Source organism: Sodalis praecaptivus (genome assembly GCF_000517425.1).
In the GTDB taxonomy this organism is placed as follows: Bacteria; Pseudomonadota; Gammaproteobacteria; order Enterobacterales; family Enterobacteriaceae; genus Sodalis_A; species Sodalis_A praecaptivus.
The window spans coordinates 54,356-67,857 of sequence record NZ_CP006570.1; the positions used below are offsets into that span (position 1 = coordinate 54,356).

Annotated in this window: 12 protein-coding genes; 5 read left to right on the forward strand and 7 right to left on the reverse strand. The window is 56.8% G+C overall.

The window, feature by feature from the left end; genetic code table 11:
• Nucleotide 1: 1 nt before the first annotated feature.
• The 7 genes from SANT_RS21160 to SANT_RS21190 all read right to left on the reverse strand — a co-directional run bounded on the left by SANT_RS21160 (nt 2) and on the right by SANT_RS21190 (nt 7,128).
• Nucleotides 2-751: an ABC transporter permease gene (locus SANT_RS21160; protein ID WP_081730525.1), complete on the reverse strand. Its 750-nt coding sequence runs from the start codon at nt 749-751 to the stop codon at nt 2-4.
• Nucleotides 748-1,563 (reverse strand): ABC transporter permease, encoded by an 816-nt coding sequence (locus SANT_RS21165; RefSeq protein WP_025424218.1) that lies wholly within the window; start codon nt 1,561-1,563, stop codon nt 748-750. Before SANT_RS21165 ends, SANT_RS21160 begins: the two co-directional genes overlap by 4 nt.
• 117 nt (nt 1,564-1,680) lie before the next feature.
• Entirely contained in the window at nt 1,681-3,231 is a 1,551-nt protein-coding gene (locus SANT_RS21170; protein WP_025424219.1) for a class I adenylate-forming enzyme family protein, read from the reverse strand.
• 173 nt (nt 3,232-3,404) lie between these two features.
• Nucleotides 3,405-3,839, reverse strand: coding sequence for a PaaI family thioesterase (locus SANT_RS21175; RefSeq protein ID WP_025424220.1), 435 nt, complete (start codon nt 3,837-3,839; stop codon nt 3,405-3,407).
• A complete protein-coding gene (locus tag SANT_RS21180; RefSeq protein ID WP_025424221.1) occupies nt 3,836-4,849 on the reverse strand; it encodes a quinone oxidoreductase family protein in 1,014 nt (337 codons plus the stop codon). Before SANT_RS21180 ends, SANT_RS21175 begins: the two co-directional genes overlap by 4 nt.
• Nucleotides 4,850-5,050: 201 nt before the next feature.
• Complete coding sequence (locus tag SANT_RS21185) at nt 5,051-5,812, reverse strand: VOC family protein (RefSeq protein ID WP_025424222.1); 762 nt, start codon at nt 5,810-5,812, stop codon at nt 5,051-5,053.
• 563 nt (nt 5,813-6,375) lie between these two features.
• A complete protein-coding gene (locus SANT_RS21190) occupies nt 6,376-7,128 on the reverse strand; it encodes an SDR family oxidoreductase (RefSeq protein ID WP_025424223.1) in 753 nt (250 codons plus the stop codon).
• 95 nt (nt 7,129-7,223) lie between these two features.
• On the opposite strand from SANT_RS21190, the gene SANT_RS21195 reads away from it, so the two are divergent.
• The 5 genes from SANT_RS21195 (at nt 7,224) to SANT_RS21215 (ending at nt 13,490) form a co-directional block, all read left to right on the forward strand.
• A complete protein-coding gene (locus SANT_RS21195) occupies nt 7,224-8,153 on the forward strand; it encodes an AraC family transcriptional regulator (RefSeq protein WP_025424224.1) in 930 nt (309 codons plus the stop codon).
• Nucleotides 8,154-9,026: 873 nt separating this feature from the next.
• Complete coding sequence (locus SANT_RS21200; protein ID WP_025424225.1) at nt 9,027-9,710, forward strand: helix-turn-helix transcriptional regulator; 684 nt, start codon at nt 9,027-9,029, stop codon at nt 9,708-9,710.
• 24 nt (nt 9,711-9,734) lie between these two features.
• Nucleotides 9,735-11,036: a purine-cytosine permease family protein gene (locus SANT_RS21205; protein WP_025424226.1), complete on the forward strand. Its 1,302-nt coding sequence runs from the start codon at nt 9,735-9,737 to the stop codon at nt 11,034-11,036.
• Between the two features lie 317 nt (nt 11,037-11,353).
• On the forward strand, nt 11,354-11,893 hold the full coding sequence (locus SANT_RS21210; protein ID WP_025424227.1) for a sorbitol dehydrogenase family protein: 540 nt from the start codon (nt 11,354-11,356) through the stop codon (nt 11,891-11,893).
• Nucleotides 11,886-13,490 (forward strand): GMC family oxidoreductase, encoded by a 1,605-nt coding sequence (locus SANT_RS21215; RefSeq protein WP_025424228.1) that lies wholly within the window; start codon nt 11,886-11,888, stop codon nt 13,488-13,490. The genes SANT_RS21210 and SANT_RS21215 overlap by 8 nt, the downstream gene beginning before the upstream one ends.
• The last annotated feature ends 12 nt before the right edge of the window (nt 13,491-13,502 follow it).

Genomic DNA, 13,502 nt, shown 5'->3' on the forward strand with positions numbered 1-13,502 from the left:
GTCAATGCAGCCTTCTGATAATGGCGGTTTTCATGACGCTGAAAACCTTATTGACGCTAAACCCCAGCAGCGCGAGAAGCAGCACGCCTGACCACATGCGTGTGATATCGAAACGGTATTGCGCGCTGAGGATCACCGAACCGATACCGCGCGTTTCCCCTACCATTTCGCTGGTGATGCTGGTAATCAGCGACAGTGGAATAGCGATATGGATACCGGTCAACATCGCCGGCAGCAGCGCCGGGAGCGTCACATAAAGGAACTGGATCCAGGGGCGCAGTAAAAACGCCCGTGCCGTCTCGCGCAACGGCGAAGGAATGTGCCGATAGCCATCAAGGGTGGTGATGAACACCGGGCAGAACACGGCAATGGCGATATTGAGCTGTTTCATTTCGTTGCCGATGCCGAGCATGGAAATGGTAATCGGCAACAAAATCACGTTGGGTGTCGCGCGTAACAGCTCGATAAGCGGAATCAGCATCACCATTAGCGCGCGCAACCGTCCCAGCAATAACGCGCCGCCAATGCCCGCCGCCAGGCCGTCGACGAAGCCGGCGATGATATTGCCCAGCGTGCTTGCCATATCCGCCCAGCCCGCCGGGGAGGTCCAATACGACCAGGCGTCGGTCAGCATGTCCCGCAGCGCCGGGAAAAACAGGCTTTCCGAGCGGTCACTGAGACGCCACCACAAGAGAAACGCAAGCAGGATCACCCCCGTTTCGCCGGAAAGACGCAGTAATCGGTTCATCATGACGCTCCCGATTGACCTTTGGCGCGCCAAAGAGAGAGCGCCAGATTCATTCCCACCGACAGCAGTAAGGTCACCACAACGCAGGCGTACATGCGCAGGTAGTTTTCACCGCTGTAGGCGACGGACACTTCTTTGCCGATGCCGTTAATGCCGGCCAGATATTCCATACTGATGCACAGCACCAGCGCGGCGGCACCGCCGATACGGATGGCGGTTTTCAACGTAGCCCAAAGCGTCGGCAGCCGGATATACAGAAAGAACGTCAGACGCGGCAGGCGGTAGGCGCGGGCGACGTCCAGCGCCATCGGATCCAGGCGCCGGCTACCGTCGATGAACAGCGGCAATACTTGCCATAAGGTGCCGAAAACCGTTAGGAAAACGGCTCCTGCCGCATCGGCGCCGATGGAAAGAATGACCAGGGGGATCAGCGCCGTCGAGGGCACCGGCCGGATGAACTCAATGAGCGGCGTTAGCCAAAATGACAACCAGCGTTGGGTCCCGATGGCCACACCGAGGGCAAACCCCAAGGCAATGGCGATAAGGAGTGCCATCAACCAATGGGATAATGTATCGGCGAGCGGCGTCAGGAGTTGGCCCTGGTGCAGCAGGTGCCCGGTTTCCAGCAGGATCTCTCCCGCCGGTGGAAATTTCACCTCATTGATCCAGTGCGCCCGGGCGGCGAAATCCTCCAGCAAGGCCAGCACGCCCAATGACAGCAACGCTCCGCCGCTCAGCGTCAGGGGTTGTCCGACGTGGCTGAACCGCCCGGCGCGCGCCTGGCGCAGACGCGACAGCAAAGATATATCGCTCATCGGCCCGCTCTCCCCGTTACCCACCGATGCGCTGTGGGCATTAGCCGACCCCGATCGACGCGGTAGCGATCTCTGCGCGGTATCGTGGCGCGCTGGCGCCTGCGCGCGACGTGTCCGCTAGCCATGTTCGACCACCCCGTCTTCCGGCTGATGCCAACGCTGTTGCAGCTCCAACTGTCGGGCAAGGGCCAGCAGGGCGTTACGGTCCACTTTATTCGTGCCGGCCCAAGGCAATTCGCTGACAAACGCAATCCGTCGCGGATGCTGATAGGCGGGCGCATGGCGCAAGGCATGCTGCTTCAACGCCGCATCGTCCAGAACACTGCCCGGCCGCAGCACCACAAACGCCACCGGTACCTGGCCGCGCTCCTCATCCGGCAGCGGCACCACACACGCCTGGCGCACCTGCGGGTGAGACTCCAGCGTTTTTTCCACTTCCACCGGATAGATGTTTTCGCCAGAGCAAATAAACATGTCGTCTGCGCGACCAACGAAATAGTAAAAACCTTGAGCATCGCGGCGCATGACGTCACCGCTGTCATACCAGCCATCCTGTAGAACTTGCGCGCTTTTTTCCGGCAGGCGGTGATAGCCCGGCGTCACGGCAGGGTTGCGCATCCGCAGCACGCCTTGGTCGGCGCTTTCACCTCCCACTAGCGCCACTTCGCTCTGGGGCAGCGGATAGCCCAGCGCCAAAGGCGGGGTAGGGATGCCCTGAGGGTGAGGGCCGAATACCGTCGGCCCGGCTTCGGTGGTGCCGTAGCTGTTGCCCAATTGCACCCCCGGGAAGGCGGCCTTAATTCTGTCCACCAGCGCTAGCGTGGTGGGCGCGGAACTCAACACGATCTTCTTAAGCGCGCTGAAATCATGCTGCGCCAGCCACTGACTATCGCGTAATAGCTTGGCGAACATGGTAGGCACCACGGTGACAAAGTTGATTTTATAGTCGGATAGGGCGCGCAGATAACGCTGCTCATTAAAGGCCGGCATAACCACCAGCAGCCCGTTAGCGGCAAAAACACGTTTTGTCAGAAACAGGCCGTTCATATGAAACAGCGGTTGCGCCACCAGATAACGACCCGGTACATCGCTCACCGCCTCATTCATAAGCGCGGATTGCAGCGCCCAGCGTTGCCCGGCATGGGTAAGCGGGACGCCTTTCGGCCGGCCGGTGGAGCCCGAGGTATAAAGCGTCATGGCGATGTCGTCGGGCGTGGGCTCAACGGTCACGAAGGCGCTTGGGGTAATGACGCTGGCAAAGCCCCGCTCGCCCGGATCGTCAAAATTGATAAGCGGAACATCATCTTTCAATAATGCATAACGCGCATCATCCACGAAAGCCAGGCGTATATCGCTATCGCTGAGAAAATAGCGCAGCGTCTCCTCGGGAACTTTGATATTTAACGGTACCGCCACCATTCCGGCGCGCATGATGCCAAAATAGGCGGCAATATATTCGGCGCGGTTGAGGGCGGCAATGGCTATCGCCGTGCCGGGCCGATAGCCTTGCGATTGCAGATAGCGCGCGACGCCGCCCGCCAGCTCATCGATCTGCCGGTGGGTATATTCGCGCGGGCTTTGCGGATCGCGCAAATCGACAATGGCGATACGATCCTGCGGGAGGGAACGGTCGATCAAATCGCCCAAATTGGTTGATGGGGTGGTCATAGGGTCATGCTCCGAGGTAACCTTGGTGATAAATGTGGCTTTCGACGGCGTCCGTTGTCGAAGTATGCCGCCGTCAATTCGCCAAAAAATACGTGTCCGCCAGGGGGCGAACCGCCGCGCAGCCTGCCGCAGCGGGTACCGTGGAACTCACCTCGTCCGGCAGGCAATAATGGCTAACCGGCGCGGGCGACTGCGCCGCCGGTGGCGTAACTGGCGCGGCCGATAGCCAGCAATTGACCGCGATCGTTGAAAACATCCACATCCGCGACCCCGACCTGACGTCCCAGGCGACGTACCTGTGCCGTGACATGCAGATCGGTATCCACCGCCGGCCGCAAATAATCGACCCGGAAATTGATTGTCGGCAGGCCTTGCCCGAGCAGGACGCCCAGCGCAAAGTCGCCCACCGTGTCGATGATGGAGGCGAGGGGGCCGCCGTGCCATTGTCCGCTGCCGGCGACGCGCTCGAATTCCGGGCGCATCGGCACCACTACAGTTAACGTCTCGGCGTCATAATCGATGGCGTGAATGCCGATATTGAGCCAGTCAATAAACGGCGACGATTTAAACAAGGCTTCTAGCTGCGGCTGCGTCAGAGGTTGCGTCATGCGATCACCACTTTGCCGAATACCTGGCGCGCTTCAAGCGCGGCGAGCGCGTCGATGCCGCGTGCCAGCGGCCATTGCCGATCGACTACCACCTGCAATTTCCGCTCGGCGACCAGTTGCAGCAGATCGTGCAGATCCTCCCTATCCCAAATATTGGAGCCGAGAATTTGCAATTCGTAAGACCAGATAAAACGGATATCCTCGGTGGGGGCGAAACCAGCGGTGGCGCCACAGGTCAGCAAGCGGCCGCGCGGCCGCAGCACGCGCAAGGATTTCACCCAGGTATCGCCGCCGGTAAAATTCACTACCACATTGACCCCGCCGGGCTGCGCCGCGCCCTTGAGTCGATGCGGCTTACCGTAGCGGGCGTAGATAGCCTTCATAAAATCTTCGTCGCGGTAAAGGATGACGTCGTCGGCGCCCAGCTGCCGCAGGCGCTCGGCTTTCTCCGCATCGCCGGCGCAGGCGATAACTTCCGCGCCGGCCAGTTTGGCCAACTGAACACAGCACACGCCGACGCCGCCGCTGGCGCCCAGAATCAGCACGCGTTCGCCGGCCTGGATGCGGCCGATATGCTTCAGCATGCGGTAGGCGGTGCCGTAGGCGACCGGCAATGCGGCCGCTTCGGCGAATGAGACGGCATCGGGTAGCGCGATGAGCTGATGCGCCGGCACCCGACATAGCTCCGCCAGCCCGCCGTGGCGGGTTTCGCCAATGAGCCCGCCATCGACACGATCGATGGGGTCGACCAAAACCCGATCGCCAATAGTCCAGCCCGTGACCTCCTCCCCCAGCGCGACGATTTCGCCCGCGACATCGAGACCGATGATAACGGGAAAGGACAGCGTAATGCCCGGCATGCCGCGCCGGGTAAAAATATCGTGGTGATTCAGAGAAGTTGCTTTGACGCGAATGATAACTTCGTGTTTTTCCGGCCGTGGATCGGGGAAATCCTCTTCCAGGGCAAAGCGACTGTTATCACCATGTTCTCGCAAAACGATAGCCTTCATTGTTTTGATAACCTCAAATAACGTATTACGCGCCTTGTTATCGGCGTAGGAATTCAACGGATTTATTTGCCGCTGGAAAAGAAAACAAAATAGATCGTATCAGCGGGTACGCTAAAACATCCCGATGACCAACATCACTTGGACAGGCGAAAATAGGATGAGAGTATCCTGCTTATGCATATTATTAACTGCCATGTCACATTAAATGAATTGATATTCGCTTTCGCCCACCACAACTGTTTTGTTTTTCAATGATGCATTATCTGCTTGCAATTGCACTGACGTCAGACGGTTCTGCGGCCCTTGAGTGAAAATCAATTTCTGCTGACCGATGTATAATTGTGTCGGGTCGCGTTCATCCGCTGTGAAATTAAATAACTTTTGCCAATGTCGACTGACGTCTTGTGGCCGCGTCACTTGCAATGAAACTGAGAATAAACTTACCCTGCCCGCCGGGTGGGGGCGATCGATACCACGCTGGCGTAAAGTGCGCAGACGCTGCTCATCGGGCTCACCCCATTGAATGATAATGGGATAGGCTACCCCCTGATACTCTCCATCCAAGGTGAACATGCGCCATTCAATCAAATTCCCCTGGGCATCATGGCGTTTGCCCGCTTGAATTGGCGAAAGCGATAATCCGTGTTGCTGAAGCGAACGGTAGGTAGCATCAATGTTATCGCTGCGTAGCGCAATTCGATATAAAATCTGCTGGTCGGGTAATAATGCGGCTATATCCCGCGCTAATAAAGCGTCATGCTTAGCCCGATCAACTTCTTGCCGATCGCGTATGCTCAAAAATTCAATATAGGTTAATCCAAAGTAGCTCAACGCATTATGCGTTCCCCAACCAGGATGAGCGCCACCGGCAAACGCCATTAATTGATTAGCAGAAAATGCCGCAATAGCCTCATCCAGATTATTGACATAATGGACCACATGATCCCAGGTTAACGTTGCCATTAGCGGCCCTTATTGCGCTCAGGAAATAGGTAATATTGTAAACACAGCGGGACGAATTTAAATAGCCCTATCTGCCGCTGCTTTAGTACTTTTTGTACTTTGCTTTGCTAAAGTGAATCATTGACTTCACGGCTAAATTGACAACGGCGTAGGCTTTGACCAGGGAAGGAAAGATAGGCGGAAGCGATTCAGGTTCGCTATCGGGGGCGACAGGCGTTGGCGCGACCGAGCGCTATTATCAGCCCGCCCTAGCCGATAGCAGCAAAGCACTATAGGGTGTGGTGGTATGGCTGGTGCGGCGACCGATGGGATAGAGACACGGTGGCGCGAGCAAAAGATGACGGCGTGAGCGAGACCGGGCCAGGGCGTATGGCGGGCTCAGGACGTCGGGCCAGCCCGCTGTTACCCGCTCCGCGCCGGCCTGCAAAGGCAGTCCAACCCAAGCGGGTTGGCGCCGCCCGTGTGGGCCAGTAGCGCCGACGCAAAGAGTGCTTACGCCGTTGCGCCCTGGCCTGCCGTTTATGCCTGCTTCCCACGCCCTTGGCGGCGAAAGCGCGGTGGCGCTACATCCCCATCTGCGCCAGCGCATCGTCACCCGCCGGCAGGCGCATCGGCGCAGCAGGATCGGTAACCGCCGTCCAGACGGAGGCGGCCACGTCCTCGGCGTGGGTCACCGGCGTGGCGGTGTCGCGTACGCCGGCTAGAATATGCTGCTGGAAATCGGCATAGGGCGCGGGTACGCTGTCGCCCATCAAACGGCGGGCATTGTCGCCAAAGCGGGTGCCTGGCGCACGTCCGGGCAGGACCAGCCGCACCCGGATGTTAAAGGGCGCCAATTCCAGCGCCAGCGATTCCGTGAAGGCATTAACCGCCGCCTTACTGCCCGTATAAACCGCCAGCAGCGGCAGCGGTCTTAGCGTCACTGTCGATGTAACATTGACGATGATCCCCGCTCGCCGTTGGCGAAACTGAGGCAATACGGCTTGCGTCATCGCGATGGTACCCAGCGTATTGGTCTCGAAAACCTCGCGGGCGTTGTTTAACGCAATCCCTTCCAGCGGCGCCAGCAGCCCGACACCCGCATTATTCACTAACGCATCAAGTGGCCCTGCCGCTGCAATGCAGCGACGGATACTCTCGGCATCGGTGACGTCAAGGGGCAGCACAGTAAGCTGGTCGGAGCGCGGTAGGTCATGCGCGCGCGGCGTACGCATGGTGGCAACCACGCGCCAGCCGTTATCTAAAAAACGCCGCGCAATTTCAAGACCAAAACCTGACGAACAGCCGGTTATCAGAACGGTGGGGGTAGAGGACATCGTCATCTCCTTGGTTTGACAGTGCTGCTACCTTAGTGTTAAGACACAGGACTGACTATATTCGCAGGTCCGCTTCTATGTTGAGATCGTCCAGACTGGTTGACCCGTTGGCGGAGGTGGTTGCGCTATTGCGCCCCGCGGCGCCGTTCTCGAAGCTGGTGGTGGCCTCGGCGCCTTGGGCGGTGCGTCGCAACGACACGGGTCGCCCTTTCTACTTCGTCGTGCTCGAAGGGCGCTGTCATTTAACGGTAGAGGGGCCGGAGGGCAGTGAAACCCTTATACTTAACGAAGGGGATTTTGCCTTGCTGCCCGCCACGCGTGGTTTTGCGACGTCCAGCCTCGACAGGTTGCCACCCCACGCGCAGGAAACCCTTTCGACGCCAATCGCGCCAATGCCCGGCGGCGCGCGCGTTGGGGATCCCGACGGCGCCGTTGACGTGCGTATGCTGGTGGGTCACTGTGACTTCGGGTCGCCGGACTCGGCGCTGCTGGTATCGCTGTTGCCGCAGTGGGTGCATGTGCGCGGTGAGCGGCGCCTGTCGGCGCTGGTCGAAATGGTGGGCGATGAATACCGCGCGGACCGGCCGGCTCGAGAGATCGTGATGACGCGACTACTCGAAGTGCTGCTGATCGAGGCGTTTCGCTCTGCCGCCATCACGGCGGCCTCACCGGGTCTGGTACGCGGATTGTCCGATCCCCGATTGGCGCAGGCGCTGCGCCGCCTGCATGATCGTCCGGCCGCGCGCTGGACCATTGCGCTATTGGCCCGCGAGGCGGCGATGTCGCGTTCGGCCTTTTGTGAACGCTTCAGCCGTGAGGTAGGCGTCGCGCCAATGACCTATCTGCTGGTCTGGCGCATGGCGCTCGCCAAACGGTTGCTGAACCAACAGGAGACGTCAATGGCCGAGATCGCCGAGCGTGTGGGCTACAGTTCGGTCAGCGCCTTTGGCGTGGCGTTCACGCGCCATACCGGTATCTCGCCGGGTCGCTATATCACGGAGGGGGACAAGGGGGCTGAAAATTAGTGGCCCGAGACGGAGCGAATCCCCTTTTCTGGCAAGTATTAGCCATAGCGGGAATCAGGGGGAAGATCGGGCAAGTGATAATGTGGGTGCGTTCAATAATTAATGCTAAAGGTGAATGATATTATATTGACTTATTGCCGCAACGGTCAGCGTCATATTTTTCGCCCCTTTAGCGTGATGCATTTTGCTACGCAGCGGACAATAGCACTTGCTCATGTGGGGGTTGGCAATAATAAACCCCTATTCCAGGGTTGAACAGGTCATTACAGGTCGCCATGGGTGAACCGACTATCTTGACGACAGCGGGAGTAATCAGTACAGTATTTTGCGTGTTATTGTGGGTTGTGAGGCAATATTCTGAGATGAGGCAGGGCGGGTATCTAGCATATGGAATATGTCGGTGTATGATGTTTTTGGTATATTAATTTACTCTCTCATCATATTAAATATCTGCTTCTTCCGCGCAGAATGATCTGTTTTCTTCGCCTCTGATGTTAGAAAGAAAACGGTTGAACCTGATACCTCAATTATCTAGGTGCTCAACGTCGTTTGCGGTGGCGGTAATGCCATTGTTCCCATGATCGGTCAACGCCCAGGCGATAATAGATACTCAAAGGGGCGACGGCGCTTAACGCTCACTATTGGTGGTTCGCCGTGCAAAACGGGTCCGCCGTAGAGACGCCCGCCCTTTTAGTTCGATGCGCGATACCACCGTTAGCCTATCAGGGCCTCAATGTGCCTTGGCCCCTTCTTCTTTTGCCGGGGAAACTGATCCTCCGGCAAGGCAACGACGGCAAGGGGAAAAGCCGCAAAGGGGCGTTACCTACCTGTACGCGTAGGTTTATCGACAATTTTACCGGGAAGCAAACGCGAATGTTCAAACAAGACGATCCACAAAGCATCACGGCCTTGATTGGGTTTTTTGAGCAGTTGGATGAGCCTTGGGGCATTAAAGATGGGGAGTCTCGACACGTTTACATGAATAGCGCCGCGCTGCATTACACCAGCACGCCAAGTAAGTTTGATTTTGCCGGTAGGAAAGATGATGAATTTCCCGTCGCCTGGTCGGAAATGGCCCAAGCGTTGCAAGAACACGATAGAATCGCAGAGAACAGTCAACGAAGCGCTACCGTTATAGAAACCCACTATTGGTACGGCGAGCAGACGCTGAAACCCTTCCTGAGCAGTAAATTTCCCATATACGATGCCCAACGCCAGTGTTTAGGAACGGTGTGGAACGCCCGGGAAGTGATCCTGGTATCACCGCTGCTATTAATCAATAACAAGCGGCCTTCCGTACTCCACACGGAACAGTCGCAAACGCTTTTTACTAAAAAAGAATTGGAGCTGGTGTTTTTTTTGCAGCAAAAGTTTTCGGCGAAAGAGATAGCGCAAATATTGCAAATTTCTTATCGAACCGTGGAAAATCGCGTTTTCTCGATATACCAAAAAGCCGGCGTGCATTCCCTGTCTCAATTTATTGAGTTTTGTAAAAATGCGGGGCTGGATAACTATATACCGCACAACTTCCTGCATAAGGGCGTTGTTTTTTGTTAATGGATTATTTCGGATCATAATACCATGATTTCACTGACTGATTATTCATTATGCCGCGTTCCTCAAAACAGGCGATTGCCTTTTTTAAGCGTAGCGTTGGTGCATATGGGCATGTTAACCGCGTTGGATCAGTTTATGCTTGGCGCGGTATTGGGCCATGCGATGACGCTTACCGATGCTTATATCGCCATCGCCATCGGTAGCCTGATTTTCGGTGTGGTGACGCTTGGGCTGGGATTGGCGGGCATGCGCGAAGGATTATCCGGCAGCCTTCTGGCCCGCTGGTGCGGTTTTGGCCGGATCGGATCCGCTTTGATCGGTATCGTGATTGCGATAAGTTTGCTCGGCTGGTTTGGCGTGCAAAATGCAGTGTTTGCCAAAGGATTGAATTATGCTTTGAATGATGCGCTGGGCTTCAAGGGGGCGGCTATCCTTTCCGGTACCGCCATCACCCTGCTGGTGGCTTATGGTTTCGATGCATTGAAAGTTACCGCCAAGCTGGCGGTGCCGATATTCATTGTGGTGGTGGGCTATATTTCCGTCACCACCCTGTCGGGGCACAACCCTATCGAATTATTTCAGCGTACCCCCGGCGGATCCGCCATGAGTATTGGCGAGGGTATCACCATGGTCGTCGGCGGCAGTATTGTTGCCGGGTTGATCACACCGGATATGAGCCGTTATTGTCGTAATGGGAAACACGTCTTTTGGATGACCACACTGACCATTGTGGTTGGCGAATTCATCATCAATGGCGTGGCGATAATGATTGCACGCGCGCTCAACATGTCGGATGTGGTAACCATCATGGCACAAACCGCAGGCGGCATGGGGCTCGTAACGGTGATCTTTTCAACGCTCCGCATTAACGATATCAACCTTTATTCCTCGTCGTTGGGTATCGCCAATGCGGTGGAGATGCTGGTGGGTAAAAAAATCCGCTATGTCTGGATAACGCTATTGATAGGCTTTACCGGTACGGCTTTTTCCGCGATGGGCATATTGGAGCGGTTTGTGGATTTTCTCAACTTCCTCGGCATCTTGTTCCCGCCGATTATCGGCATAATGCTGGTGGATTACTACATTTTACGATCGCACCGAGATGTGCTTGACGCAACGCGCCTTAATCATACCTTGCCGGATGGCGCCGCTACGCCCGCTATAGGCTGGTGTGCGATCGTTTCTTGGTTAACGGGAAGCATCGTGGGCTTTGCCGTAGAGGCGGGTGTGTCTTCACTCAACTCTTTATTTGCCGCCAGTGCGCTTTATTGGCTGATCAATGTTGCCCTGCGCGCGCCTAAGAGGCGTTCACAGAGTTTCGGCTAATACCCGCGATCCCCCTTATTCCTTCATCCACTTTCTCTAAAGTCCCTAGCGCGCCGTAACGAGGCAATGATAGCGCTGCGCCGAAGAGCGGCGCGGCGCAATAAAGGAGCGCGGGCAAGGCGAGTTTGCGGCCTCAGCCTCGCTATGTGTGCCTCACCTGCTTGCCGGCTAAAGAGTCCCTGCACACCGGTTTGGCAAACATCATTTAACATTAACCACTTGATACTCTTTTCGAGACATCACAACCGGATTCGTTGCGCCGCAAGGTCGGCCGCTGCGCAAGGCCGTGGTTGGGACCTCTTAAACGGAAGGGAACAATGCGCCTTTTATCCCGTCGCCAATGGCTAGTTGGCGCCGCCGGCGTACTGGCCGCGGCGATAAGCAGCCAGTATTTGCGCCAGTTTTTCACCTATCTACAACCCGCTGCCTTGCCGACAGCGGCGCCTTTGCTGCCGGTTTCCGCGCCGTTTATGGCGGTGTCAAAAAAATTGACCGGTATCGACAAACTTCAGCCAGATCTGGCCTTCGCTCTTTATCGTTCGCTGTATCATCCCCAATTGGACGCCCAGCTGGAAGCGCTCTTGTCACGCCTGGATGAGCAGCACGGCAGCGCAGGACCGCCGTGGCTGGAGGTACTGGCGCAGCAATCGCCGCCACTGCGCCAGCTATACCATCAGCTTATCAACGGGTGGTATCTCGGCGTGGTCGGACAGGGCGACAATCTGCGCTGTATTGCTTTTGAGAATCTGGTCAGTTATCGCCTCCTACATCACGTGCTGCTGCCGCCGAGCTATGCCCCCGGTCCGCCAAATTTCTGGGTCAAAAAGCCCGGCGCGGAGGTCAGTGCCCATGGCTAACGCGATAAGTGCGGATGTGGTGGTGATTGGCGCGGGCATCGCCGGAGCGCTTGCCGCGCTGAAAATAGCCCGAGCCGGCGCCTCGGTGGTCGTTTTGGAATCCGGCCCGATCATCAAGCGCGCGCAGGCCGTTGAGAGATTTCGTCAGTCTCCCCTGAAAGGGGATTTTACCGAGCCCTATCCCGCGACACCCTGGGCGCCGCAGCCAAAATTTCAGCCGCACGATAACCAGTATCTTATACAAAAAGGGCCAGACCCCTATTTGGCCCAGTATCTACGCGGCGTCGGAGGCACCACCTGGCATTGGGCCGGTCAGGCATTTCGTTTGCTGCCCAACGACATGAAGCTGCGCACGCTCTACGGTGTCGGGCGTGATTGGCCGATAAGTTATGCGGATCTTGAACCCTATTACTATGAAGCAGAAGTATTCATGGGCGTGTCTGGGGACGATGCGCTGGGATCGCCGCGCGCCCAGCCATACCCTTTGCCGGGGCTACCGCTACCCTATGGCTTTGAGCGTATTCGTCAACGCATCGCCGGCCAGGGTTACGTGCTGGGGATAGGCCCGCAGGCGCGCAATAGTATCGCTTATGACGGCCGGCCAGCCTGTTGCGGTAATAACAACTGTTTACCCATCTGCCCCATTGATGCGCAATACCATGGCGGTATTGCCGTAAATAAAGCCATCGCCGCCGGGGCGCGGGTTGTGGCCAATGCGGTGGTTTACGCCATCCGTGCCGATGACGGCGGCTATATTCGCGGGGTAGAGTATCTCGATGCCAATAAACAAAGCCATAAAGTCCGGGGGCGATGCTTTGTTCTCACCGCCAACGGCATCGAAAGCCCAAAATTATTGCTTATGTCGCAGAGCAAGCGCTTCCCCGCCGGTATTGCCAACCGCTCGGGTATGGTTGGCCGTAATTTGATGGATCATCCCGGCGCCTCGGTCATCTTTTTCGCCGACGAACCGGTCTATTTCGGCCGCGGGCCGATGCGCCCCGGCAGCATTAATAATACCCGCGATGGGCCCTTTCGTCGGGAACGTTCCGCCGTGCGCATTGATGTCGCCAATACCTCACCGGTTCGTTTTTTGACCGAGCGGCTTATTCGCCAGGGTTATTATGGCAAGCAGTTAAACGAACGGTTGCTATATCAGTCGGCGCATTACGTGCAGCTTAAATCTTTACTAGAGATGTTGCCCGATCCTGACAATCGCGTGGTATTAAGCAAGACCGCTCGGGATGCCTGGGGGCTCCCCCGCCTGGAAGTCCATTACCGTTTTCCCGACTATGTGCATCGTGGTTATGACCAATCTCTAAGGGATTTTCAAAATATTGTCGGACTACTGGGCGGTACAGAGGCGGAATACAGCGAGCGGGGTGTTTATGACAACAACCAGCATATTACCGGCACGATGATCATGGGTCGGGATCCGGCGGATTCGGTTGTCGATGGCGACTGCCGCGCCCACGATCATCCGAATTTGTTTATTGCCGGCACCGGCATCATGCCTTCCGCCGCCACGGTAAATTCAACGCTGACCGGCACCGCCCTGGCGCTGCGCATGGCCGATGCGGTACTGGACCATTTGGCGTGAACAGTCGTTGGC